At 45.6% G+C, this 25,044-nt stretch carries 23 protein-coding genes; 9 read left to right on the top strand and 14 right to left on the bottom strand.

From position 1 onward, the window contains the following. Window positions 1-175: 175 nt before the first annotated feature. A complete protein-coding gene (locus G9G53_RS21350; RefSeq protein WP_029514878.1) occupies window positions 176-1,219 on the bottom strand; it encodes a carbohydrate kinase family protein in 1,044 nt (347 codons plus the stop codon). A gap of 256 nt (window positions 1,220-1,475) precedes the next feature. Then, the gene (locus G9G53_RS21345) at window positions 1,476-2,765 is read right to left on the bottom strand and encodes a glycoside hydrolase family 27 protein (protein ID WP_165150075.1); all 1,290 of its coding nucleotides are present in this window, start codon (window positions 2,763-2,765) and stop codon (window positions 1,476-1,478) included. Window positions 2,766-2,974: 209 nt separating this feature from the next. On the opposite strand from G9G53_RS21345, the gene trhO reads away from it, so the two are divergent. Both trhO and G9G53_RS21335 read left to right on the top strand, forming a co-directional pair. After that, window positions 2,975-3,868, top strand: a complete 894-nt coding sequence (gene trhO, locus G9G53_RS21340) for an oxygen-dependent tRNA uridine(34) hydroxylase TrhO (RefSeq protein WP_165150073.1) — start codon at window positions 2,975-2,977, stop codon at window positions 3,866-3,868. Between the two features lie 209 nt (window positions 3,869-4,077). Beyond that, window positions 4,078-5,004, top strand: coding sequence for an AEC family transporter (locus G9G53_RS21335; RefSeq protein ID WP_165150071.1), 927 nt, complete (start codon window positions 4,078-4,080; stop codon window positions 5,002-5,004). A gap of 18 nt (window positions 5,005-5,022) precedes the next feature. Here G9G53_RS21335 and G9G53_RS21330 read toward each other — a convergent pair whose 3' ends face one another. Beyond that, entirely contained in the window at window positions 5,023-5,802 is a 780-nt protein-coding gene (locus G9G53_RS21330) for an ABC transporter ATP-binding protein (protein WP_029514871.1), read from the bottom strand. A gap of 180 nt (window positions 5,803-5,982) precedes the next feature. Then, window positions 5,983-6,840, bottom strand: coding sequence for a YheC/YheD family protein (locus tag G9G53_RS21325; RefSeq protein ID WP_165150069.1), 858 nt, complete (start codon window positions 6,838-6,840; stop codon window positions 5,983-5,985). A gap of 208 nt (window positions 6,841-7,048) precedes the next feature. Between G9G53_RS21325 and G9G53_RS21320 the strand changes: the two genes are divergently transcribed. Together G9G53_RS21320 and G9G53_RS21315 are read left to right on the top strand one after the other, a co-directional pair. Continuing rightward, window positions 7,049-7,885, top strand: coding sequence for a DUF6492 family protein (locus tag G9G53_RS21320; RefSeq protein ID WP_029514869.1), 837 nt, complete (start codon window positions 7,049-7,051; stop codon window positions 7,883-7,885). 62 nt (window positions 7,886-7,947) lie between these two features. Further along, a complete protein-coding gene (locus G9G53_RS21315) occupies window positions 7,948-9,291 on the top strand; it encodes a sugar phosphate nucleotidyltransferase (protein WP_029514867.1) in 1,344 nt (447 codons plus the stop codon). A 229-nt stretch (window positions 9,292-9,520) separates the two neighbouring features. On the opposite strand, the gene G9G53_RS21310 is transcribed toward G9G53_RS21315, so the two are convergent. Both G9G53_RS21310 and G9G53_RS21305 read right to left on the bottom strand, forming a co-directional pair. Further along, entirely contained in the window at window positions 9,521-10,216 is a 696-nt protein-coding gene (locus G9G53_RS21310) for a succinylglutamate desuccinylase/aspartoacylase family protein (RefSeq protein WP_165150067.1), read from the bottom strand. Window positions 10,217-10,221: 5 nt separating this feature from the next. Further along, window positions 10,222-11,256, bottom strand: a complete 1,035-nt coding sequence (locus G9G53_RS21305) for a glycosyltransferase family 4 protein (protein ID WP_029514864.1) — start codon at window positions 11,254-11,256, stop codon at window positions 10,222-10,224. 353 nt (window positions 11,257-11,609) lie between these two features. Here G9G53_RS21305 and G9G53_RS21300 point away from each other — a divergent pair, with 353 nt between their 5' ends. Beyond that, window positions 11,610-12,083: a C40 family peptidase gene (locus G9G53_RS21300; protein ID WP_029514862.1), complete on the top strand. Its 474-nt coding sequence runs from the start codon at window positions 11,610-11,612 to the stop codon at window positions 12,081-12,083. A gap of 81 nt (window positions 12,084-12,164) precedes the next feature. Here G9G53_RS21300 and G9G53_RS21295 read toward each other — a convergent pair whose 3' ends face one another. Then, window positions 12,165-13,541 (bottom strand): sensor histidine kinase, encoded by a 1,377-nt coding sequence (locus G9G53_RS21295; protein ID WP_029514860.1) that lies wholly within the window; start codon window positions 13,539-13,541, stop codon window positions 12,165-12,167. Then, the gene (locus G9G53_RS21290) at window positions 13,538-14,251 is read right to left on the bottom strand and encodes a response regulator transcription factor (RefSeq protein WP_165150065.1); all 714 of its coding nucleotides are present in this window, start codon (window positions 14,249-14,251) and stop codon (window positions 13,538-13,540) included. The genes G9G53_RS21295 and G9G53_RS21290 overlap by 4 nt, the downstream gene beginning before the upstream one ends. Before the next feature lie 146 nt (window positions 14,252-14,397). On the opposite strand from G9G53_RS21290, the gene G9G53_RS21285 reads away from it, so the two are divergent. Further along, window positions 14,398-15,048 carry an undecaprenyl-diphosphatase gene (locus G9G53_RS21285; RefSeq protein ID WP_029514856.1) on the top strand — a complete coding sequence of 217 codons (651 nt, stop codon included), beginning with the start codon at window positions 14,398-14,400 and terminating at the stop codon, window positions 15,046-15,048. 26 nt (window positions 15,049-15,074) lie between these two features. Here G9G53_RS21285 and G9G53_RS21280 read toward each other — a convergent pair whose 3' ends face one another. From G9G53_RS21280 to nadA, 4 genes are all read right to left on the bottom strand, one after another. Then, window positions 15,075-15,764 (bottom strand): phosphatase PAP2 family protein, encoded by a 690-nt coding sequence (locus tag G9G53_RS21280; protein ID WP_165150063.1) that lies wholly within the window; start codon window positions 15,762-15,764, stop codon window positions 15,075-15,077. Between the two features lie 342 nt (window positions 15,765-16,106). Continuing rightward, on the bottom strand, window positions 16,107-16,940 hold the full coding sequence (gene yidC, locus G9G53_RS21275; protein WP_069011673.1) for a membrane protein insertase YidC: 834 nt from the start codon (window positions 16,938-16,940) through the stop codon (window positions 16,107-16,109). Further along, window positions 16,906-17,235, bottom strand: coding sequence for a hypothetical protein (locus tag G9G53_RS21270; RefSeq protein ID WP_223830783.1), 330 nt, complete (start codon window positions 17,233-17,235; stop codon window positions 16,906-16,908). The genes yidC and G9G53_RS21270 overlap by 35 nt, the downstream gene beginning before the upstream one ends. A 161-nt stretch (window positions 17,236-17,396) precedes the next feature. Then, a complete protein-coding gene (gene nadA / locus G9G53_RS21265) occupies window positions 17,397-18,503 on the bottom strand; it encodes a quinolinate synthase NadA (protein ID WP_165150061.1) in 1,107 nt (368 codons plus the stop codon). Between the two features lie 166 nt (window positions 18,504-18,669). On the opposite strand from nadA, the gene G9G53_RS21260 reads away from it, so the two are divergent. Next, entirely contained in the window at window positions 18,670-19,824 is a 1,155-nt protein-coding gene (locus G9G53_RS21260; RefSeq protein WP_165150059.1) for an IscS subfamily cysteine desulfurase, read from the top strand. Then, the gene (locus tag G9G53_RS21255) at window positions 19,821-20,360 is read left to right on the top strand and encodes a transcription repressor NadR (RefSeq protein WP_029514848.1); all 540 of its coding nucleotides are present in this window, start codon (window positions 19,821-19,823) and stop codon (window positions 20,358-20,360) included. The genes G9G53_RS21260 and G9G53_RS21255 overlap by 4 nt, the downstream gene beginning before the upstream one ends. 134 nt (window positions 20,361-20,494) lie before the next feature. On the opposite strand, the gene greA is transcribed toward G9G53_RS21255, so the two are convergent. Then, on the bottom strand, window positions 20,495-20,974 hold the full coding sequence (gene greA / locus G9G53_RS21250) for a transcription elongation factor GreA (protein ID WP_013310174.1): 480 nt from the start codon (window positions 20,972-20,974) through the stop codon (window positions 20,495-20,497). 365 nt (window positions 20,975-21,339) lie between these two features. Here greA and G9G53_RS21245 point away from each other — a divergent pair, with 365 nt between their 5' ends. Continuing rightward, window positions 21,340-21,699, top strand: a complete 360-nt coding sequence (locus G9G53_RS21245; RefSeq protein ID WP_029514846.1) for a hypothetical protein — start codon at window positions 21,340-21,342, stop codon at window positions 21,697-21,699. A 220-nt stretch (window positions 21,700-21,919) separates the two neighbouring features. On the opposite strand, the gene G9G53_RS21240 is transcribed toward G9G53_RS21245, so the two are convergent. After that, window positions 21,920-24,976, bottom strand: a complete 3,057-nt coding sequence (locus G9G53_RS21240) for an endonuclease (RefSeq protein WP_165150057.1) — start codon at window positions 24,974-24,976, stop codon at window positions 21,920-21,922. Window positions 24,977-25,044 lie beyond the last annotated feature (68 nt).

Genomic DNA, 25,044 nt, shown 5'->3' with positions numbered 1-25,044 from the left:
AATCTTCTGCTACACAGCAAGAAACTCGTTACCCTGCTCTGCCTGTAAGGGCCGCATAGAATAGATCAGTCTGTCCATCATACAACATGCTCCTTTTACAAATTCAATAATTGAGGCCATTACATACGTGAAGCTCCAAATATGCGCTGTTGTAGGTTAGAGTTCTCTTGATTAATTATGTATCATTCTTTTTAAAATACACGCCCTTGAAAAACACAAAATTTTGCGTATGTGTGCCATACAGCTCCTGAAACCTAGAATGAAGTTTATTCATAGAAAGAGTCTCTGAGACCGTCCGATCCGTTTGCAGGGTCAAGTCGACACAGCTAATTCCAAATTGGCACACTTGCTCCATAGGATAACCTTGGGTAATTCCATATATCATCCCGGCAATAAAAGCATCATCTGCGCCTGTGACATCAATGACCTCTTGAACGGGATGAATGGGAATTTGGCCATGAGTTCCATCCTGAGAGGCGTACAAAACACGATCAGCACCGCAGATAAAAATGACATTCTGAACTCCAAGTTTGTGAAAAATTCGGGTGGCATCCAACATATGCTGATCATCTGTAAGTTCTAGCTCCAAATAGGCTTCAGCCTCCACCGGTTTACATACCAGCCACTCCACTCCATGCAAATTTCGGGGAAGCTTTCTCATCTTCGAGGCCGATACCGAAGAAACGACAATCGGAATCCGATGCTCATGACAGACATGTATGGTGGCTGCAATTACGTTCATAGAGAAATTAGTGTCCAGCAGAACGAGTCGGGATGAGGCAATTAAAGGAGCATTTTCAAAAATTACTGAAGGACGAATCTGATCATAAATCTCCATTTCTGCTGTCGCTACAATCAGTTCACCACGCTCGTTCAGCAAGGCAGTATAAACCCCAGTTGACGGTTCACCTTGGACTTGCAGAGGAACCACGTGCATGTAACGGCTGGACTGTTCGATAATAAATTCACCTTCCGCATCGTCCCCAACTGCGGTCAGCAGGCTGACCCGCTGGCTCAACCTCCCTAAATTTTCGGCTACATTTCGTGCTACCCCACCGCAAGATTGCAGTCTTGTACTGCTCGGATTGGAGGTATGAAGCTGAAATGTACCTTTAATCATGATTTTACGATCCAAATTGGCCCCCCCGATACATAGTATTGGTTTGCTAGAGGGCCAAGGCTCGTCCTGTTCATTTTGGTGGATTTTTTTTAATTTCATCATTTGACTCCTTTCTCGAGTCTATTCGTTAAAATGATTTAAATTTGTACAGAAATAGGCACTATATAAAATTAACACGTTCCAAATGTCATATTCCCAAGAATAATGTCGAGTTCGTTAAAATATCCTAAAGTTACACATGCAAAAAAACACCCTATTGTAAAGATATCTTTCACTTTTACGATAGGGTGATTGGGTTGGAACTACAGCATAGTTCTTCCTTACATTATGTTATTCAGGATTTTTGCAAAATCCTCTATTTCAAAATAAATAGAGCTGCTCCGTGAGGAGGTAAATCTGTGGACAGCTCTTGTGCTAAAACACCTAAATCTACATGGTTCCATAAATCTCTGGCATTTGCCTGACCTTCAATACCAAGGTCTTTTAAGGATACACGCACCTTTGAAGATTCATCCCCAGCATTAAACAAAGCTGCATATACATGCCCTTTCCCGTTATGTGAAGTCCAAACGATATGTTCATCCTTTCTATACACCTGCCGTGCATTCAAACCGTTGCGATGAGCATTTAACACTTCTTCATTAGTCAGCAAAGAAAGAGTCCATGCATCATTATCCCGCAGTTCGCCCCCGAACATCAGGGGAGACCGGAAAATGCTCCACAAGGTCATCATCGTTAGCTGCTCATCCTTAGTAAAGCGTGTCCATCTGTCATGGCTGCCGGAATCTACCGAATCTACCGAACGAATACCCAGATGACCCAGTGGCAGCATGTCGCAATCCGGCCAGTGACCTGGACCTACATGTTCTGCCCATTTCTCGCAGCGCTCAAACATACCATACAGTAAAGGCCATACATCCCAGAAGTCATCAGTCATACGCCACATATTCGCGTTTGAGATTAAATCAGATGCATACTCCAGCGGTGCAGGACCAGGCGATAGACTCAACACCATCGGACGTCCGCATTGGGCGATAGCCCGCCTAATCAATTCAATTTCCGCCAAATGAATACCATAGAGACGTGATGCAGCAATGTCATCTACTTTGACAAAATCCACACCCCATTCCGCATACAGATCAAACAACGAATTATAGTACTCCTGTGCGCCTTCCTTGGATGCATCTACCCCATACATATCTGTGTTCCAGGGACAAATAGAGTTGGGATGCGCAATTTGTCTCGCCGTGGCTGTGGTTCCCAAAATCGGGGTATCCTGATGCACCGCCTGGCGGGAGATGCCTCTCATAATATGTATACCAAATTTCAATCCCAGACCGTGTACATATTCCGCAAGAGCTTGGAAGCCTCGTCCATCTGCTGCCGAAGGAAACCGATTCACCGCTGGAATAAGACGTGAAAATGAATCCATTGCCAATGGGACAAACGGGCGATACTGTGAAGATACTGCTCCTGACTCATACCACTGAATATCTACCACGACATATTCCCAACCATATTCCTTCAGATGCTCCGCCATATATTGAGCATTTCCCCGTACTTCCTCTTCCCGTACTGCTGCACCGTAGCAATCCCAGCTATTCCACCCCATAGGTGGTGTATGCGCTGTCAAATGATGCTTCATTTCATTCATCCTTTCATCCAGTAGATCTCATCCTGCTACCAAAAATCCCCTCATCAGTACGTAACTATTATAATGTAAACCCTTACTTTTGTCGCTCGTCTCCTTTTTCATTTCCACTTTTTATACATTTAAGTTGACTAACTAAAAGAATGTGGTACATTTAAAATTGCTTTTAAAAAACTTTGACTTGAATCAGAGGGTGATTTTACATGTGTGAACATACTTATCGAATTTTGTTGTTTTACAAATATGTCAACATTGAAGATCCTGCCACCTTTACGGCAGAGCATCTGGCTTACTGCAAGGAGCTGGGCGTCAAGGGAAGAATCTTGATTGCTGCGGAAGGAATCAACGGAACACTGTCTGGTACAGTAGAGCAAACGGAGCAATATATGCGTGATTTGCGCGCCAATCCGAAATTCCACGATATCGTTATTAAAATAGATGAGTCTGACGGTCATGCGTTCAAGAAAATATTTGTACGCCATCGTCAGGAGCTTGTTACGCTGCGTCATGAAGATGAGCTGGACCCTAATGAAATTAGCGGTAAGCGTCTGTCACCAAAGGAGTTTTATGAACAGCTTCAAGAAGAAGATGTAGTTGTTCTGGACGGACGTAATGACTATGAATATGACATCGGTCATTTCCGCGGGGCGATTCGCCCCGAAGTCGAATCGTTCCGTGAATTTCCACAATGGATTCGCGACAATATGACTCAGTTCAAGGGCAAGAAAATCCTGACGTACTGCACCGGAGGTATCCGTTGCGAAAAGTTATCGGGTCTTCTGATCAAAGAAGGATTTAACGATGTAGGCCAGCTGGATGGCGGCATTGTGACTTATAGCAAGGACCCGGAAGTACAAGGACGTTTGTTTGACGGTAAATGTTACGTATTTGACGAACGAATCTCGATACCGATCAATCATACGGATGAGGACGTCATTGTCGGCAAGTGCTTCCATTGTGAAACGCCGAGCGATCATTATATCAACTGCCCAGTGTGCAATCTCCAGCATATTGCATGTCCGGATTGCGAAGAACAGCATCAGCACTATTGCTCTGACGATTGCCGAACCAAAGCGGAAACCATGGCTACTGCATAAACCAGCAGTATTATTGGTTCATTATAACAAAAGGGATGCCCTATTAGCCGTTCATCATGGCTGTGGGCATCCCTTTTGTTATTTTCACAATAAGTGCCGCAGGCTTTATAGTATATACCTATGGCCTTGATTGTATTTTCATCTTGGACGGGCTCGAAAGTAGCATCTTATAATGGAAAATGCCATTACAGAAAGGATGGGTGGAATTCATGATTCAAATCGTACTTTCAACTCTATTATCGGTTATCGTTCCGCTGTCCATTCCGGTGATCGCCGGATTTTTACTTGGAAAATTCATGAAGCTGGAAACGAAACCGCTCTCGACTTTGTATTTATATTTTTTAAGCCCCGCCATGATTCTGGACACGCTACTCAAAGCACAGCTTACCTGGCATGATGTGGCGCAGACTGCCGCTTTTTCAATATTAAACCTGCTGCTGTTGTGGGGAATTGCACAATTAGCAGGGAAAATCTTTAGACTGGGCACTCCGGAAACGGCTGGACTTACCTTAATCTCCACACTCACCAATAGTGCAAATTATGGCCTGCCCCTAATTTTACTTGCCTTTGGGCAGCTCGGTCTGGATAAAGCCTCCGTGTATGTCGTCATCCAGATAATTATGGTCAATACCATTGGCGTTTATTTTGCAGCCCGCTCTGAATTTTCTGTTCAAAGTGCTGTTAAGTCGGTGTTTTCACTTCCTGCGATCTATGCAGCTCTACTCGCCATGGGACTGCGGCTACTGGACTGGCATCTTCCCTCAGGGATTCAATCAGGCGTCTCGATGATTGCTGCTGCCTATTCTCCGGTCGTGCTGGCGATTCTGGGTACCCAGATGGCTTATGTAAAAATATTCAAGCTGGAGTCGTCTATTAAAAAAGCCAGCTACGTCGGACTAACAATTCGGCTTCTACTCTCCCCGCTTGCGGCTTGTCTTGCTATGCTGATACTGGGAATTTCAGGTCTTTTGTTCTCCGTTCTCTTCATTCTGGCCTCAATGCCGGTTGCTGTAAATGCTGTCATTTTAGCAGAAAAATTTAATGCATCGCCAAAACTGGTTTCCACCTGCATCCTGTGGAGCACGCTTGCCTCATTCCTGATATTGCCTATTCTGATTATGTTGGTGGCAGGCTAGCGAGAAAAAAAAGACTCTCTACACCATAGAGAGCCATGCGCGATTCTGTCTCCATTCTACTTGCACAGGCGTTTCAAAAAAAGCACTAAGCGTTTCACTGCTTAGAATATCAGTCGTTTTACCTTTAGCAAATACCGTGCCCCGGCGGATTAAAATCGTATGCGTGTACATCGGTAGAATTTCTTCGATATGATGTGTAACATACAGTAAATTCGGCGAAGCCGGCGACTCCGATAACTGGCGAATGCTATCCAGCAATGCTTCCCGGGAAAAAAAGTCCAAACCATTACACGCCTCGTCCAAAATCAGTAGCTTGGGCGAGGCCATTAATGCGCGGGCGATAAGCACTTTCTGCTTTTCTCCCTGTGAGCATCCCTGATACAACCGATCCACGAGATGAGCACACCCCAGTTGCGTCATAAGCTGAACGGCCTGTTCATAATCTGTATCCGTCGTCTGATCATAAAGTCCAATGGAGGCAAATTTGCCACTAATAACAACATCCTGCGTACGCTGACTCCCATTAATTCTTTCCTGTAAAGAGGAACTGACCCAACCAATAGATTTGCGCAGCTCCCTCAGATCCACATCCCCAAAGGTATGGCCCAATACACCAACACTACCTGTGGTTGGCCATATGTAACCGTTAATCATATTGAGCATCGTTGTTTTACCTGACCCATTCAAGCCGAGTACAGCCCAGTGCTCTCCTTCAGCTACCTGCCAATTGATTTGATCTAGTATGGTGCGGTTATCTCTCTTCCAGCTTACATTGTTAAGTTCAATGACAGAATTCATGGCTGTACATCCTTTCTATTCGTCGTATCATCAGATGTTTATACGCATAGTAAAGATCATCATTAGTACGTCTAGCTTCTCTTTCATGTAAGCATAGCACAGGGTCACAGGTTGTTCAATTTTAAATAACCCACTCCATTGTTCATATAGGAGTGGGCTGGCAATGAAGCAATCCACTAATCAAGATACTTTTTCTTTTTTAGAATCCTTAATTACATTCTTATCTTTTTTCTTATCTTTGTTCTTATCTTTATTTGTATCTTCGCTTGGGACCCTAACCTTCCTTCTTTCATTAGCCAGCCGCCAATAGCTTAATACTTTACGGTACATGGACTTATCTGATAATTGGTTAAAAATATATGGGTCCGGCTTCGTATTCACCTCAATAATCCATGGGGTAAAGCGATGATCCAGTCCAATATCCACACCAATTTGCCGGAAATTTGGATAGGTTTTTTGCAGTTGTTTGGCGATGGTAAGACCCAGTTCATTTAGTTTCTTGACCAGCTCCGCCTGTTTGCTTTGCGATAAATGGGATTTTAGTAACTGCTCCAAGGCCATCGGCTTGCCACCACTATGATAGTTAGTCACGATTTTACGGGGATGACCCAGACGTCCAATAATTCCAGTAGACTCCCATAGCCCTTTTTCATTACGCTGCACCATGACCCGAATATCAAAATAACGCATTTGATGGCGTAGTAAATGGATTCCCTTTTGAATAAGATAACTTTTCTTCCCCGTATGTTTCGATAGGCTGGTATATAGTGCATCCAAATGTTTAAATTCTTGACGCGCTTCCTCAAATTGATAGGCGAAACGCTGGCCAGCCTCCTGCTCTACTCTCATTACACCTTTACCAAAGGTACCTCGCTCGGGTTTTACATAGACCATACCGTACTTCTCCAGCATTGACTTCAAATTTGCTTTGTTATATTTCCGAGTTTCAGGTACATAAGGTTTGATGCTGCCATGCTGGAGCAACAATTGGGTTTTATGCCATTTGCTGCGCAACGCCTGCGCTTGTGAAGAATTCACTTGCCCCTCTCCTCTCTACTCTCAGGTAGAACGCTCCTGTTAAAAAAGATCAATCTATCGTATGCGCTAACTCCCCATTCGAAGCTTCATCAGCCCTGTCCTGCATAGAAATGGACGTTTGACCTTGCCCGGTCGAAAGCGCCTGTCCAAGCATACGATATTGGGAGACGCTGGGAGCGTATATTTGCACATATAGGGAGTGAATAACATGTCAGCGCAATCGGATGGTCCACGGAAGGGTTCCCTTACGATCGATGTTCTGATTCCCGCAATTGATAAAGATATTGCCACACTACCGCTGGTAATTGACAGTCTGCGCCGTCACGTGCAGCACCGAATTGGAAATATTTATATCGTTTCACCGCAAAGCACCGGGATTCGCCGTCTGTGCGTAAACAAGAAATGTACATTTATAGACGAAAAAACGGTGCTGCCCATTACCAAAAAACATATCCATTACGGAACAACGCGCTGGGACCGTTCAGGCTGGCTGTATCAACAATTGCTCAAAATGAATGGCGACAAAATCAGTAAAGCCTCTTTTTTCCTCGTCATTGACGCGGACACGGTTTTGATTCGTCCACATACGTTCCGTAAAGACGGAAAAACGATTTTTTACTACCGCAGCTGGAGCCAGCCTGAGTATTTTCGCACCCATCACAAGCTGATGGGCGTTAAAGCTCCCTCACCAAAGTCCTTTGTTACTCATTATATGCTTTTTGAAAAAGCGCGGCTTACCCAGCTCAAGCAAGTTATCGAGGCCCGTCATGGAAAACCTTGGTACAACGCAATTATCCACAGTATAGACCGGACAAAACAGTTTGGGTTTTCCGAATATGAAACGTATGCCAACTATTTATACAGTAATCAGCCCTCTCGGATGATTTTGCGCAAGTCATTGAATAAAGCGCTTCATCGTCGGGCTTCTTCCCTGTCGCAAAAACAATTGGATGTCTTGGCCAAGAGCTATCGCTCCTTATCTTTTCATCAACGCAAGGTGTACCAGCTTACTCCAAAAACAAAGATTGAATCATCGCTAAAATAGTTTTTAAAATCCTGCAAAATGATGCAGTCCAAAATAGATCTGCATTGAAGGAGGAAACGTCCGTGCGCATCGTATTATTATGCGGTGGTGCCGGAAAACGGCTATGGCCACTATCCAACGAAATCCGGTCGAAGCTGTTTCTCCGGTTGTTGTCCGCTCCTGACGGGCATAAGGAATCTATGCTCGGTCGGGTGTACCGTCAGCTTACCTTAACCGGGCTGGATTCCTCTGCCCTGCTTCTGGCTCATCGGAGTCAGGTAAATCTAGCCTTTCGCCATACAGAAGGTCGTCTGCCCGTTCTGGGCGAGCCTGCCAAACGTGGAACCTTCACCGCTGCTGCACTGGCAGCTGCTTATTTTCACACCAGAGGCACAGGGCTGGATGAAGTTCTCTGCATTGCCCCAGCGGACATGTTTGCAGGAGAGGATTTCTTCCATAGCATAGCAGCGCTCTCCGGCATATTGTTTGAGAGCGGAGCCGATCTGGCTATGCTTGGGACAAGGCCCACTCATCCCTCCGACCAATACGGCTACGTCGTTCCGGGTCTGCAAATGATACGGGAAGGGAAAACTTCCTATGCGCAAGTTGCTCGCTTCACAGAAAAGCCGGATCTCCCCGGAGCACAACAGCTTATTCATCAGGGCGCGCTCTGGAACTGTGGTGTTTACGCTTTTACATTACGGTATATGTTGTCCTGTATGGAGCGAAGTGATCTGCCGCTGAACGATAAAGCATTATGCGCGATGTATGATAGCCTCCCCGTTCGCAGTTTCGACGAAGAGATTGCAGAGCGTGCCGAACATGCCATCGTCCTGCCCTACGATGGCGAATGGCACGACATCGGCAACTGGCAGGCTCTAACAGAGCAGCTAAACAGTCAAGTAATCGGGCGTGGACAGATTAGTGGGCAGACTCACGGCACGCATATCGTTAATGAGCTGCCCTATCCACTTCATGTCATTGGTGTGGAAGATATTATTGCTGCCGCGAGTCCCGATGGCATTCTCATTGCGTCCAAGAGCCATGCCCACGTAATCAAGGAGCAGCTAGGTAAACTTCAACTTCACCCCATGCATGGTGAAACCTCTTGGGGCAGTTACCGAGTGCTGGACGAATTTGATCATCGGAGTCTGAGCGATATACTGGCCATACGGCTGACGGTACTGCCAGATCAACGTTTGAATGGCCGTATTCACGGCAGTGGACTTAAAGTATGGACGATCGTGTCCGGCCGGGGAGAGGTCATGCTGAACGGAGAACGTTTTGCTGCGGCAAGCGGTTCTGTATTTAGCATTCCGGTCGATACGCATCACACAATCCGTGCCGATCTGGATACACCACTGGAGCTAATTGAGGTACGTCTGGGAAACAGCTTGGTGAACGCCTTCTATAAATCCGAGTCCTGACAACACATAGATCAGGATTTTGCAAAATTTGATTCCAGTCGCTCCAAAGTGCAATATATAGACGAACTAGACCATTTCGATCTATATATTGTTCATTGGAAGTCGCTTATTGGATTTTTGCAAAATCCTCAGATATAATGCACGCTACGGATTCTGAACGAAGGTCGCAGGTCGCACATAAAAAATCGCTCCTGAGCAAGGTGAAAAAGTCCTTGCTCCAGAAGCGATTTTATTTTGTGATGCAGTTACCTTTGACTATTCCGGCTTCTTTTAAAAAATGCTGAACGATCTCCAACTGATAGTGTATGCGTACTTTCTTGGGCAGGCTCCAACCCGTTTCCACGGTAACCGCGCGTGCACCTAAAATACGGGCTACAGCGGTGCGGGAGGAACCTGGAAGCTCATGCAGCCGAATGTTGAAATGTCGGTCGCTCACCTGGATGGAGCGATTCATTCGCTTAATAATCCGACGAACCGTAGGAACCACCGGATTACCCTTGTTGGAGATCAGCGTTTGACCAAGCACCTTGGCATCCTTTTGTGACAATCCGTTAGCCTCATGCAAGTCGAGGTACCATTCAGGTTGATGCTTTTGTGTTAATTTGAATAGAGCAGCGGAAAGCGGTTGTGTTGCTAGCTGCTTTTTTTTGCGCGGAAAGGTTCGATTAAGATCAGGTATTCCTCTAATCCGTTTGCGGTAAGCCTCTTGATTTACAATCGGTACAATTATAAGCTTACCCTGGCTAATTCGCAGCTTTTGCTGATTCAAAAGCTTCACCAATTTCTCAGCAGCTCGTATGCTTGCTATTTCCTTACCATGTATCCCCGCGACCACCATCACACACGGACCTTTCTGCCCCCCTGTGACTATATAATAAGGAGTTGCCCAAGAGCCATTTCCGAGCATATATCGTTTGACCTGCATCCCCTTCACCTCCGTATAGGCTGTCGTTGTCCTCTCTTCTGTTCTCGCCGACGGATGATTTCACGGTATAGTCTTAAGTAGTTACTGGTCATCTGTTTGTTGGTAAATCTTTGGTTGACATATGAACGAAGCTGCGCTGGTGACGGATAATTTTTTTGCTGTGCCTTTCCTGCCATTTGGCTAACTGATTTGCAAATCAACTGTGGAAAGCCCAAGAGTACCTCGGGAACGGAGCCATTTTTTAATGCCAGCACCGGTGTTCCACAAGCCATGGCCTCGACCATTACGAGTCCAAATGGCTCTTCCCACAGTGTCGGAAACAGCAGACACTCTGCATGTTTCAGCAGCTTCTGTTTCTGAGCACCTCCAACTGCACCTACATAGCGTATATTCGGATTACGCTGAATTCGTTTCTGAATCTCTTTACGGAAAAATTCTGGAGCTTTGATAGGACCTGCAATAAGCAGTTTTTTTCCTGTTCGTTCTGCAACCTGAATGGCCTGCAATACACCTTTATCTCGTATGATTCTGCCCATAAACAGCAAGTAGCCACGCTTCTCACTGCTGAACTCGTATTCATGGGTGTTGATACCATTATAGATATAAAAACCTTTGCCCCTGCCCATCAGCTGACGCGCTCGTTTACTGACATATACCGGGTTTTTACCGTGTCTCTTCACTGGAAGATGAACGGTGCATACTGATGGACAAGGCAGCTTCCTACGTCCCACAGAAGAACGAAAAGTATGATCATGAATGATATGTGTGTTGGAAGGCATATGCCGGAGTACATATTGGGGGATCTGACTTTGTTTCAAACCCTTGGGGTAGGTAATCAACCGCGCACTGCTCCTGCTCCCACGGGCGGCAAACAGCGATACATGATGCCCTCGTCTCACCAATTCCTCAGTTAATTCATGCACGACCTTTTCCGTTCCGCCTTTGTTAGAGGGTACCGGCTGTGCATCGGGATAGTTGGAAATGACCTGAACAATGGTTAGACGCCGTTTTTTGAGTGCTTTATTCTGCCTTGAAGCCATACGAATTCCCCTTCCTGACCGGAAATACGGTGTGATCCTTACGATGTCAACGGGAATCAGAGCATACTCCCGTACAAGTTATAAATTGTAGTATATAGGTATGTATATTTTGCGTGATTGCTTGTGCCAATCGTCTGCAAGTCGTTTTTTGCCATACGAGCCTATCTATAAGGGGAGTCTATACAATTTGTCAAGCTAAAATTAAGGAGAAAATTCTCATCGTTTTCTAATAAATGAGGACAAAGCGTTGGGGTAACAGGTTTGTAACCATGAGTGGTAAATTCCGGACATTTTATTTGTGTTATTGTCATTTCAGGACATCAACACAATACGAATAACGGAGGAATTTATATATGAAACGTACTTCTAAAAAATTGTGGATGGGTATTTGCTTTACTATGACTTTGGCATTGAGCGCAGGGAGCTTCGTCGTTGGGCCAGCCACCACTCATGCCGCTTCGGCAAGTAAAGCTGATCAGATTATTTCTAAAGGTTCCCAGTTTATGGGTGTGCGTTATGAGCATGGAGCCCCAGCAGGCAATACAAGATCTTTTGACTGCTCTTCGTTCACTCAATATGTATTTGCACAAAATGGCATCAAGCTTCCACGTTCGTCCAGACAGCAATCAACTGTTGGCACTTTCGTACCGCGTAGTCAGCTGAAAAAAGGCGATTTGGTCTTTTTCTATGCGCCAATTCATCATGTAGCCATTTACATGGGGAACGGCAAAATTCTGCATACGTATGGTAAAGGCGGCGTAACGGTTACAGATCTAAATTCGGGCTGGTGGAGCCGCAATTACACAACAGCACGTCGTGTCCTCTAGGATAAATTTTAGTTGATTCCCATCCACCGAATGCTTAACTTACAAATAACAATAAAAGGGCTGTTCCGCGAGTAGATATTTCTACTGGAGGGACAGCCTTTCCTTTTGTCTTTGGGGCAGCGTGACGATGACTACCGTTCCTTCTCCTTCTACGCTCTCCATACGTATCGTACCCTGATGAGCATCTGTAATTGCCTTGGCAATCGGCAACCCCAGCCCGGTCCCTCCAGTTTTACGATGCCTGGAGCTATCTACCCGATAAAATCGTTCGAAGACCCGCTTGATCTCGCCCTCAGGTATTCCGATCCCATAATCCTTAACCCGGATATAGACATCCTTTTTATCTTTAGATAACCCTATTTCAATCTCATCCGAGCTGTATTTTAATGCATTATCCAGTAGGATCACTAGCAATTGCTTCATTTTTGTCAGGTTGGCATCCAGCCAAATTTCTTTCTCTTCGGTTAAAATAGAAATTTGACGATCATGTACAGGCTTGAGATGCGCTACTACCTGTTGACAACAACCGATCATTTCTATCCGCTCATGCGGCTCAGGGTCTTTCTGCTGTGAGGAGGCAAGAGTCAGCAACTGCTGTGTCATCGTACGCATTCGCTGAGTTTCTTCATAGATCGATTCAATGGATTCCTTATGAATGTCCTCATCACGCGTGCCCCACCGCCGCAGCATGTTGGCATAGCCCTCAATAATCATAAGTGTGGTATTCAGTTCATGTGAGGCATCTGAAACAAACTGCTGCTGGCTCTGAAAGCTTTCTTCTAATCTCTCCATCATTCGGTTAAAAGTAGCGGTCATTTGGGACAATTCATCTTGATTATGACTGCCAGCGGGGATTTTTTTAAATTTTAAGCTTCTCTCAATTTCCTGCATCGTTTGAATACTACTGGAAATCGGCAGCAATATGGCATTCGCCAAAATCGTGCTCCCTACCAAACTTAGCATCATTGCTCCTACAGTCGAAGTGATGAGAATCGTATTTAAAATATCGAGATTGGTTTCGAGTGCATCCCATTTTTCCACGATCTCCAGCGTTCCCTTCTGATTGCCCTCCGGAGAAAGCACGGGGAGATGGATTACCAGAATTTTATGACCCTGTACATCAGTCAATTGAGAGCTTTGAGAAGTGTTAAAACGAATATCGCCCAGCTTAAAGCGTGACTGGCGACTTACTTCATACAGAAGTCGGGATTGCTGATCAAACACCCTCAGAATAGTATCTCCGGAAAGCTCATCTTTCAATTTTGGACTCCATGCATTCTTCAGAATCATGGTATGTCCGGTTTCGGCAATGATTTCAGTCCACTTATTTTGCAGCACTTCTCTTTCATTTCGCGTAGCGATTTTGACGAACAACAAATGAACCGTGACATCCACAAACAGGAGTATTATCATCACTAAAATAGAACTGAGCAGGGTGATTTTGGTCCGCAGCTTCAATGTTCTTCCTCCCTGATGCAGTACCCCACACCACGTACGGTTTTAATTAATTTCTTTTTGTATCCATGATCAATTTTTTTGCGAACATACCGGATATACACATCTACGACATTCGTATCACCAACAAAATCAAACCCCCACACGTTCTGAATCAATTCATCCCGCTGCAATACCTGATTTTTGTGCTCCATCAGATAGAGAAGCAGATCATATTCTTTGGGCGTCAGTTCGATTCGGTTTCCTTCCCGCACCACTGACCTAGTCTTGCGTTCCAACACCAAGCTATCCACTTGGAGCCTGGACGACAACTTGTCCTCTTTTTGTGAAGCGGTAGCTGTTGACCCCATTTGATGCCTCATACTGGCCCGCATCCGCGCTAATAACTCCTCGATCTCAAAAGGCTTCGTAATGTAATCATTGGCACCTTCATCCAGACCTGAAACCTTATCAGGAGTCGTGTTACGTGCAGTGACCATAATTACTGGTGTATGATTGTCCACTTTTCGAATCTGCTTCAGCACCTCGACCCCGTTCATCTCCGGCAGCATGACATCCAGAATGATGATATCCCATTTACCAGTTAGAGCTTTTTCCAATCCTTCTCTGCCCGTTTGTGCGATTTCAACTGCATATCCTTCATGGGATAACTCTAACTGAAGCAATCTGGATATCTTCTCTTCATCATCAATGACCAGCACCGACTTTTCCATCGCAAAACCACCTATTTCTATAGAAAAAACAAATGAGTAACGGAAATGACATTCATTTTTTATTTGATTTTAAGCTTTTATCCGTGTAGTCGCTCTATAATATAACTTTGTTATTCAATTTTTTGATGTTAAGGAGTAATTTATTCATGTTAATTAATGTAGACTATGCTTTATTTCACTGGATCAATGAACTCGCTAATTCCCTCGCCTTTTTGAATGGAACCATGCGTTTCTTGGCGCAATATGCACCGTATTTATTCGGAGTGGCTTTGCTGATTTACTGGTTCACCTTTAAAATGCCGCATCGAATGATGGTTTTAGAAGCCGTTATAACGGTTTGTATCGGCTTTGTAATTAGTTGGGGTCTTGGACATTTGTTTTACAGAGATCGGCCTTTTGTCGGACATTCAGTCATTCAGCTTATTCATCATGATCCCAATGCTTCATTCCCGAGTAACCATGCACTTGGAGCGTTTTCTCTGGCTGCCATTTTATGGCTTCATCATCAAAAATTTCGTGTTCTCTGGGTTATTTTAGCTGTACTCATCGCAGTATCCCGCGTATGGACCGGAGTGCATTATCCCTCGGATATTTTGGCAGGTGCGCTTATTGGTGCAGGTTGTGCCATCGGCGTTCATCAATTCATTCGAAGTCGGAAGCTACCTGGCATCTTTATGCAGGCGGCTATTATATTTTATGAAAAATGGGAGCAGAAGCTGGGGCTCAAGCCTGGTGAACAGGCCAGAACCAAGATGACTGAACACACTTCCTCTGTCCAAATGAAAAGCAGACGCTAAAGCGTCTGCTTTATTTAGAAACTTCATTATTTATGCAACCCGTTATGCTGTGATTTAGAGCGAAGTGACAACATTCGTCGTTCTTCGTACCGCTGATAAAACCAAATACAAGCCGCCATCCAGCAGCCACTCATAAAATAGCCACCCACAACGTCGCTCGGATAATGTACGCCCAAATAAATGCGGCTCGTGCCGATTGCTACAATCAGCAGGCTGCTGAGTACAATAAGAAGGATACGCCCCAGCCTAGAAGGAACATGCTTCCACACTAAAAATGTCAGCGCCGCATACATGCTGAAAGCTGTCATGGAATGTCCGCTCGGAAAACTGTATCCATTCTCTTCAATAATACGGTTAATCTCCGGTCTCGCACGCTGAAAAAGCAATTTTAGTATCGTGTTCAGCATTACCGATCCCAATACACCCGCCGCCAAAAAAAGCAGTTCTCTGCGGTGTCCCAATACTCTATAGAGCACGAACATGGCAATTAAAATGATGATCACAACTGGAATACCACTGCCGATCATGGTAAAAAATTTCATTAGACGGGTCATGGCGGGCGACTCCAGTTGTCCAATAGCCGAAATAATTTCCTGGTCAAAATGCCGAACTTGATGGTCACTCACCCATAATGCGACTAAGCCAAAACCGAATGCACATACTATACATGTGAGCAGAGCCAAGGAAATGGGCAGCTTTGTTGATGTTTGCTTCATTTTCTGTAGTTCCTCCATAATATTCATTGCGTGATAAAACAAAGTGCAGCATTAGCTTAGATATAGGTCTTACTTTGCCCACTTTTCCCTTATCATTTCATTAAAAGAATTAGTTGCATCCTCCACATAATGAAACCCGTTTTCAAAAAATATCACTTTCAGAATCATTTTATAATATAAGAAATTCATATTGACTACAAAATCGCAAGCGGACTGTAGCGAAAAAAGCAACAACAAAAAAGGACGCCATTCAAGCCTTATAAACGGCTCGAATGACATCCTATGATTACACGTGGCATACTACAAACGTAATTCCCAAGTTAAACAAGCATCATCTACTAATTAGGTTGGTGTGACTTCTCCAAGTTTAACCTTACTCTCTGCTTCCTCTATTGGATAGCGTCTGCGGAACCACAGCGACTGAAGCAGCAAGAAGGTGCCGCTTACTGTCCAATATAATGGCATGGCAGCAGGGGCATTAAAGGAAAAGACCGCCATCATAATCGGTGAAAGATAGCCCATGATCGCAAATTGCTTGCGCTGGTCAGGCGTCATCTGAAACTGAGAAAGCTTGGCCTGTGCCAAGTATACAATTGCGACGACGATTGACAAAATCCAGTCCGGCTGTCCGAGCCGGAACCATAGGAAAGAGTGAGATGCGAGCTCCGGGGTTAAGCGGATTGCTGTATACATACCGCTCAAGATCGGGAGCTGAATGAGAATAGGCAGACAACCGATATTAAGCGGATTGAATTGATGTTCTTTGTAAAGCGACATCATTTCCTGCTGCATACTCTGCTGGCTGGTGGTATCTTTCTTGTTTTCATACTTCTTCTTAATTCGGTCCAAGTCGGGCTGCATAGCGCTCATCTTGCGCTTCATACCCTGCTGGGCACGCGTTTGACGCATCATAAGAGGCAGTAAGGCCAGACGGACAATGAATGTCAATGTCATAATCGCCAGCCCAAAGCTTCCACCAAACCATTGCGCCAATTGCTGAATAAGCCAAGAAAGCGGGAACACCACGTAATGATTAAAAAATCCGGGTGTCTGTGCATTTATCTCCGCAGCATTCGCACCACAACCAGACAGTAGCATGACCACCGCCAACGCTACCATTAATCCAAATATCCGTTCTTTTTTACCCCAAAAGGTGAATCCCTTGAATCGTTTCATATGTTCCTCCTCGTTGATTGGCTGTGCCATCGTTCAACGAGGGAGAACAATCGGATGCATCTTCATCCGGCGCTTCTTTACGCCGGATATGTCGGGCCAGCCGGACAGGCATGTCCTGTCCACGGGCAGACATCGGCATCTGCGGAGAGGCATGAGACCTCACGGGCCCACCTTCGACCCAGCATTCGGGTACATTGCCGTGCAAATGAGCGAGATACGTATAAGTCACTGTGCACAGCAAGCCGATTGTAAATAAATAAGGGAGTAGGTCTTGAAGCTCAAACAAGGGATTCACCTCCTTCGGTTTGTTGCTACAATTATAGCACGAAACCGGACAAGCGACTAATCTTTAATTAGAGATACGGGTTGGATCACAAGCAACTGAAATAATTATTTCTGCTCCTTCGGTCTAATGCTCAAATCCGGTGGAAGGACGCTCTATATTACGGTAAAAACTTAACGGATAGCAAGCATACGATTCAATGCTAGTACAGCATCCTGTCTGATCTGAGCATCCACACGAATCACACCCACAGGCTCACCCCGGTCAAACTGTTCCATTGCCCACAGCAAATGGGGAAGATCGATCCGGTTCATGGTCAGGCAGGGACACATATCTGGATTGAGCGATTCAATGTGCTGTTCAGGGTACTGCTGCTTGATTCGTTGCACGAGATTCATTTCTGTGCCAACAGCCCATTGGGTCCCTGGCTCTGCCGCACGGATGGTATCGATGATGAATTTTGTGGAGCCCGCGCAATCTGCGAGCTGTACGACTTCATAAGAGCATTCGGGGTGAACGATGACCCGGACGTTCTTATCACGCTCGCGAACGTTGCGAATATGATCTACTGTAAACTTTTCATGAACGGAGCAATGCCCTTTCCATAAAATAATTTTTACGGTTGCTGGGTCCTGTTCAGTCTCAAGCTGATCTGTCATTGGATTCCACACGGCCATTTCATTTAGCGGAATTCCAAGATCGTAAGCTGTATTGCGACCTAAATGCTGATCCGGCAAAAACAAAATACGTTCCTTTTGCTTCAGCGCCCACTCCAGCACTTGCTTAGCATTCGAAGAAGTCACGGTAGCCCCACCATGCCGTCCTACAAAGGCTTTGATCTCTGCTGTGGAATTTACATACGTTAACGGAATGATCGTATCTCCTACCAACTCCTGTAAATGCTTCCATGCTCGTTCTGTCTGTTCCACATTCGCCATATCTGCCATCGAGCAACCTGCACGCATATCCGGCAGGACAACAGTCTGTCGATCGGTAGTTAGCATATCCGCTGTCTCCGCCATAAAATGGACCCCACAAAATACAATGAACTCCGCTTCCTGATTTTGTGCAGCCATTTGAGCAAGCTGTAGAGAATCTCCTGTTATATCAGCAAACTGAATAACCTCGTCCTTCTGATAGTGGTGGCCCGGTATAAGCAGCTTGGGTCCCCATTTTTGTTTCAGTTCGGCCACTCGCTGCTCCATTTCAGCAACCGTCAGTGTCTTATAATGCTCTGGCATAAGCCCTCGATTTCCTTGTAAAACGTCAAGCATAGACATTAGAATCCCTCCATATCGATGCGGCTGATCGTTCCGCTCTCAGTGAACAGATAACCGCTTTGTGTACATTCATATTTACAAGTGTCTTGACACTTATATTTACACATGCCTACAATAATCTCAAGAGTTTTTGAATGGAATTATTTTTAAGCAGGGAGGATTTGGTGTGATTTATCTCGACTATGCCGCTTCTACACCCATGTGTGGTGAAGCTTTAAATATGTATAACGTATTAAATAAGGAAATGTTCGGAAATGCCAGCAGCCTTCATGATGCGGGCGGTCAAGCAGCCTACACGCTGGATTACAGCAGGCAACGAATAGCAAATATGATTGGCGGGCAAAAGGAAGGCATCTATTTTACAACAGGGGGAACAGAATCCAATATGTTGATTGTGCAATCGATCCTGAACGGGTTGCCGCAGCATAAAAAGCATTGGATCATGAGCGCTTTGGAGCATCACTCGATGTACAATCTTGCTACTTTGCTGGAACGTCAGGGCTATGAACTGACCATTGTGCAACCGGATCGGGAAGGACGAATGTCTCGCGAAGCTCTTTTACCTCACCTGAGAGAAAACACCGGACTTGTCTCCGTACAACACGCCAATTCGGAAACGGGACTAGTTCAGGACCTTGCTGCCTTATCTCCCCTGCTACGCGAACGGGGTATTTTGCTGCACAGTGATGCGGTACAGACATTTGGGAATATTCTCGTAGATGTAGAAGCCATGGGAGTAGATGCACTCTCTGTATCGAGCCATAAAGTGTATGGCCCCAAAGGCGTCGGTGCTGCATATCTCAAACCCGGAACCCCATGGCGTCCCGTGTACCCTGATACACTACATGAAAACGGATTTCGTCCTGGATCGGTTAATGTTCCCGGGATTGCAGCCTTTGTCGCGGCGGCAGAAATGATGACCGAACAGATGGAGTCGCATCAGGAGCGATATGCTACCCTGAGAAGACACTTTATTACGAAAATTCAGGAAAGATCCATTCCGTTACGTTGGGTGGTACAGGAAAGCGAGAATAAAGCAGCGCTTCATCATATAGTAGGCTGTTTTTTTCACGGTTACGAGGGACAATATGTTATGCTGGAATGTAATCGCAGAGGTGTCTGTATATCCACTGGAAGCGCATGTGCTGCCGGACACCACGATCCTTCGCCTGCCTTACAGGCGCTTGGAGCATCCGGCCGTGAAGCGTTACAATTTATCCGTGTTTCTTTCGGAAGAACGACCACCATCGAGGAATTGAATGTATTGGTAGATATTTTGACAGACCTGACGCATCGAAAAGAAAGGAGCTTATCCCGTTGACTGAATCTTTAAAACGGTCAGGTACGGATCGCCGCGAACAGCTACTATTGTGGCTCAAGAGCGAATCACCACTGACCGGGAGCGAACTGGCGCGCAGATCCTCCGTCTCCCGACAAGTAATTGTACAGGATATTTCCCTGTTAAAAGCAAGCCAAGAGCCTATCCTTGCAACGAGTCAAGGATACATTTATATGGAGCCTGCGGGTCAGGCAACTCCCTTAGCCTCACGTATTATTGTGTGTAAACATCGACCTGAACAGACAGAAGAGGAACTAAAGCTGATTGTGGACTACGGTGTAAGTGTGCAGGATGTTATTGTTGAGCATCCGGTATACGGGGATCTGACTGCTCCGATACGGGTTGGAACTCGCAAGGAAGTGGACGATTTTATCCGTAAAATCAGCTCCACCCAGGCCACTTATTTGTCCCAGCTGACGGGAGGCATCCACCTGCACACCTTGAATGCCTCGGATGAAGATAAAATTAATGATGCCTGCGCTGCATTGGAGCAAGCAGGCTTCCTAATGACGGACTAACTTAGTGCGCTTAGCGGAGTAAAGAAAATCCTGTCCAGTGTATGTGGAGTGCAACTGTGCTCCACATGGACGGTATGTAAGCAGCGAGAAATAAAAAAATCCCGGCCCCCTCATATAAGGGAATCGGGAATGAACTATGTGAGCTTAATTTCAAGCAGCTCATATTTAATTACAGCCATGGGTGCATCCACATGAATGATACTGCCCACTTCTTTTCCCAAAAGTGCCTTGCCTAAAGGACTCTCATAGGAAATTTTGTTATCAAGAACATCCGCCTCAGCAGGACTTACAATTTTGTATTCCATCTTTTCTGAAAATTCGATGTCATTCAAAATGACAGTCGATCCAATACTAACGGTTCTAAGGTCTAAATTACTCTCATCCACGACCCGGGCTTTGGTCAGCATCTTCTCCAATATGAGAATGCGGGTTTCCATAAACGCTTGGTCGTCCTTGGCTGAGTGATACTCACTATTTTCTTTCAAATCGCCGTAGCTGATAGCCAACTTAAGGCGTTCGGCTAGCTCCTTGCGTTTTACGGTCTTCAGTTCCTTTAGCTCATCCTCCAGCTTGGCCAATCCCTCTTTAGTTAACAATACTTCTTCATTCGACATATTTTATCTACAACTCCTATTTCAGCATTTTGCTTAATTCCAATTCAACGCTCAAAAATACAATAAACGAACTAAACCGTTTTAGTCTAAACATTGCTGATTGAAAACGCTCTGGGATTTATGCAATTGATCATTTGGCTTGCTTTATTGTAGTTTACTCTAAATCGGACCAACATGCGAAATAAATTACTGGATAACAGTAGCCAACTGCCTTCAGCCAGGGTGATTCTTATAGTAACCAATGCTCTCTTATTCGCATATCGTATGATCATAACGTATTTTGATGAGCACTGTAGTGCCGCTGTCCTTGTCCCGAATTTTCATAAAAACCAGGCAAGAACAGTATATGGCGGGAGGAAGATTCAATGGCTTCCTTAGGAAAGAACGGCAATGGGAATGGCAATGGAAACGGGAATCGTAAATCCAAATCCCCACCTAACGGTCAAAAGAAAAATGGATTAAACAGTAATTCGGCTATCTTTTCCGCGCTTCAAGGAAAAAATGTGGAGGTCCTTGTGGCAGCCCTCCTACTAACAGGAAAACTAAACGTCGATTCGGTGACTTTATACAGACAAGCAACATTGTTTTTAGGACTCACAGGAAAATACAAAACACTAGCATCCACTCCATCCAATGTCGATAATATGGTGAAATTTTTAAATGATAACGGGAATATGACACTGGACCAGGTGATACAAGCCTTTTCACAGAAAATAAATAATTAACAAGTGGCGAAAGGAGACTTATGTGGTGAGTGAGTTTGATGGAGAATATTTTGCAGAGGTTGTCATTATTGTGATTCTAGTTGCCATGTTCTTCTATGGCTCCTCAGATATAGAGGGACTTTCCGCTTCGCCAACCCAATCCTAAAATGATAATTCCCGCTTCGTAAAAAATAAAAAAGCATCTATAGACTCTCACGAGGTCAATAGATGCTCTTACTTTTTAACGGCCCATCATTTCTACTTCATGGCCCTTTACTTCTACACTTATCGTTTGACTAGAAACTTCTCCTGAAGCATTGACTAACTCGGCCCGGTACTCATATGTACCCGGCTTTTGATTTTGGATGCTGGTCACTGCACTTTGGGCCTGCGGACTTTGGCTCAGCAGATCCTGCGCGTCGATCAGCTTTCCGTTTTCATACAAGTTGTATTTCGTCGCATTTGTGCCCCACCACATGTTCATAGCAAGAGTATAGGCACCATCACCATCCCAATTGTCATGAGACAGCACTGGAATGCCAGGAGAAGCATCGGTCACTTCGACAGTTAACGGGTCGCTGGTCGTTTTACCAGAAGCGTTGATCAGTTCTGCAGTATACGTGTAGGTACCGTTGGTCTTACCTGTAACAGGAATGACTGCATGCTGTGCTCCAGGAGAAGCCGCTTGCAACGATTGAGTGCCAATCAGCTTGTCATTTTCGTACAACTTGAGTTCATCACCATTCGTACCCCACCACAGATCCATAGTGATGTTGTAATTGCCATCCTTCAGCCCAGTGTCCTGCCCGTTATCATGCGACAGCACAGGTTTACTCGGCACTTCACCTACACCAGTCTTTTCGACTCTAACAGTTACAGGATTGGATACGACCGTTTTACCATCCAAGGTAACGCTGGCTGTAATCTCCGCGCTCCCCTCTTTTAGGGCCTTAAGTTCTCCATACGTATCCAGCGAAACGGATTCATGACTGCTGACATACTGAACAGAAGCGCGGTTTAAATCTGCTTCGCTGCCATCTGTCAGCGTACCCTTGAGATGTGTCACTGCCGTATCCCCAATGTTGAGGGTCGTTTGATCCAGTGAAAGCTCTACTTCTTGCAACTCTGCACCTGCCTGAGCTGAAAAATCATCCAGTCCACGCGGTTTCAACTGATAATTCCCTTTGAAAATCGCCGAAATTCCTTTTAGCTTCACGTGCTGTCCTTCTTGATATGGAAAAGTTGTCCGTGTTAAGCCTGTACGTGCATCGACACGCACATGGTGACTTACTTCACCTGATACTGCATCAAATTCAAACGAACCTACGGGAGTCGCGTCTATCACATTACGAATCATTGCCGTAGGAAGCTCAACCAACTGTCCTTGGCTCGCATCACTGAGTTGGGTGACTTGTACAGCTTCTGGAAGTTGTCCTTCTCCCGTTTTTTCAATTGCCACTGGATCGGTTAACTCTAGCTCACTATTAAACAGTGCCAAGCTTGCTGTAAGCTTTACTCGATCCCCTTGGTGAAAGCCGCTTTGGTTCTGATATACATAAATACCGCCACTTTCATCCTGCATGTAAAAGGCTTGACCACCGAATACACCTGGTTCTGTCGTCACAACACCCTCTAAGGTCACGACTTTACCAGCCGGGAGACTCCGTGCTTCTGCGACACTGATACGAGCTGGAACCGTATTGCCTTCCTCAGGCAACGGCTGGGCCGGGACATCAGCCAACACGACGGATTGAGTCAGCAGATTGCTGCCGTTTTGCCTCAGTCTAAGATTAGCTGAACCACTGGTTCCCGGCTTGATTCGCACCGTCAAGTCCTTATAGGCATGCCCTTTGCCGTTGGACTCCAGACTAAATGTTCCGCTATAGCCGTAAGAGGTTGGCCAGCTTCCATCCGGATTTTGAATCTGGGCTACTTGATTGCCGCCCTCTATATAAATACCTGTGCTGAATCCGCTAATCGTACTATTGGGAGCCAGCTGATCGGCAGTAACTCGAATTTGAAAAGGCTGTGCATTGGGCAGCTGCTCTTGACGAACGATGTTGTACACAGGCTGCGCACTGGCTGTAGGTCCGCCATAGGACCCTGCTTTGAAGGTTCGCTGATCCCACCATTTGTAGCCAGCTGCGGGAGCGGACCAAGGCTCGGCTTGTGGTTCCGTGGAAGCCTGTGGCTCTTCAAAAGGCAGTAATGCCGTCGGCTGGTCCAGCTGTAAGCTTTTCACTTCCGTCAGGCTGGTATACTCCTCCTTCTTGGACAACCAGTCTACGATATTGACCAGTAACTCGGCGTCATCCTGCTCCTTAAAGCCGTCATACGTTGTCTTCTTGGTTCCTGTCTCTTCGCGCAAATATTTTGGCGTTGCATCTTCGACAGGAGACGAGTCCCCAATGAAAGCAGCTTTGCCTAGTCCTACTTTCGATACAGCTGCATAAGGTCCTTCCGGAATGCCGCCTCCATTATACACGCCCTGATCTACCGCGTTGCCCCAAGCCTGATTGGTTTTAGGAAGATATACGATTCCCTTGGCTTTCGCTGGGTCGATAATTGCGAGTGTTGATCCTGCATGCATTGCCACATTACTCACTCCAGCTGTAATGCCGAACGCCTGTGCTGGCTCGACAATCTGATTGGCCGTGATATCGCCTAATGCATTGTAGCGAAAGCGCACACCAAACTGGCTGCCCAGCCAATCTGAGCTGACTACGCCCTGCATTGCTGCCGAGCTTTTTTCTTCCGCACTCATTCCCTTCGCAGGGTCTTCCCATGCACCACGACGATAGCCATTAATGCTCTCCGATCCGTCCCAGCGATTCTTGTTGCGGTCCGCGTTATAATGATCTCCAATGAAAAAAATACTATTGCCTGCTTTTACATACTGCTCCATTGCAGCCTGTTCGCTCTGTTTAAAAGGAATATTCGGCTCTGCTGTAACAAATACATCATAATTCTTTAGATCATTGTAAGTAATGGGCGTAGATTGGCGAAGCTCGTGTACATCATAGCCATCGCTCGCGAGGGCTTGGCCGAAGTCTGAAAATCCACCATCAATCACCCAATCTGCTGCGCCAGCTGTCTGTCCATGAGTATTATCAAACAGCACTTTTTTACCAGCGTTCTCATTGACCACTTTCGCTGCAATGAAGGGGGCTGGGTCCGCCGGACCTTCTGCCCGTACCGGTTGCATGCTGCCCGCAACACCAGCATACAACGATAAAGTGAAAACCATAGCAGTTGCATATTTGAAGCTACGGGATGTAAAACGACGAAAGATTCCCATTCTTTCCCTCCTGTTTGTTGGTTTAAAGCCCTTCTGGGGGCATCAGATACAAATTTTAGCATTCATTT

Source organism: Paenibacillus sp. EKM206P (assembly GCF_011066155.1).
Taxonomy (GTDB): Bacteria; Bacillota; Bacilli; order Paenibacillales; family Paenibacillaceae; genus Paenibacillus; species Paenibacillus polymyxa_D.
The sequence above is the reverse complement of the archived record's forward strand: the minus strand, read 5'-3'. Positions and strand labels throughout refer to the sequence as shown.

Coding starts and splice junctions, on each gene's coding strand:
- G9G53_RS21310 (WP_165150067.1), bottom strand. CDS start 10,216: ATGCAGGTCAAACGATATATGCTCGGAAATGGCTCTTGGGCAACTCCT.
- nadA (WP_165150061.1), bottom strand. CDS start 18,503: ATGTCTATGCTTGACGTTTTACAAGGAAATCGAGGGCTTATGCCAGAG.
- G9G53_RS21320 (WP_029514869.1), top strand. CDS start 7,049: ATGTCAGCGCAATCGGATGGTCCACGGAAGGGTTCCCTTACGATCGAT.
- G9G53_RS21245 (WP_029514846.1), top strand. CDS start 21,340: ATGGCTTCCTTAGGAAAGAACGGCAATGGGAATGGCAATGGAAACGGG.
- G9G53_RS21305 (WP_029514864.1), bottom strand. CDS start 11,256: ATGGCTTCAAGGCAGAATAAAGCACTCAAAAAACGGCGTCTAACCATT.
- G9G53_RS21350 (WP_029514878.1), bottom strand. CDS start 1,219: ATGAAATTAAAAAAAATCCACCAAAATGAACAGGACGAGCCTTGGCCC.
- yidC (WP_069011673.1), bottom strand. CDS start 16,940: ATGAAACGATTCAAGGGATTCACCTTTTGGGGTAAAAAAGAACGGATA.
- trhO (WP_165150073.1), top strand. CDS start 2,975: ATGTGTGAACATACTTATCGAATTTTGTTGTTTTACAAATATGTCAAC.
- G9G53_RS21280 (WP_165150063.1), bottom strand. CDS start 15,764: ATGAAGCAAACATCAACAAAGCTGCCCATTTCCTTGGCTCTGCTCACA.
- greA (WP_013310174.1), bottom strand. CDS start 20,974: ATGTCGAATGAAGAAGTATTGTTAACTAAAGAGGGATTGGCCAAGCTG.
- G9G53_RS21240 (WP_165150057.1), bottom strand. CDS start 24,976: ATGGGAATCTTTCGTCGTTTTACATCCCGTAGCTTCAAATATGCAACT.
- G9G53_RS21290 (WP_165150065.1), bottom strand. CDS start 14,251: ATGGAAAAGTCGGTGCTGGTCATTGATGATGAAGAGAAGATATCCAGA.
- G9G53_RS21335 (WP_165150071.1), top strand. CDS start 4,078: ATGATTCAAATCGTACTTTCAACTCTATTATCGGTTATCGTTCCGCTG.
- G9G53_RS21345 (WP_165150075.1), bottom strand. CDS start 2,765: ATGAAGCATCATTTGACAGCGCATACACCACCTATGGGGTGGAATAGC.
- G9G53_RS21300 (WP_029514862.1), top strand. CDS start 11,610: ATGAAACGTACTTCTAAAAAATTGTGGATGGGTATTTGCTTTACTATG.
- G9G53_RS21330 (WP_029514871.1), bottom strand. CDS start 5,802: ATGAATTCTGTCATTGAACTTAACAATGTAAGCTGGAAGAGAGATAAC.
- G9G53_RS21285 (WP_029514856.1), top strand. CDS start 14,398: ATGTTAATTAATGTAGACTATGCTTTATTTCACTGGATCAATGAACTC.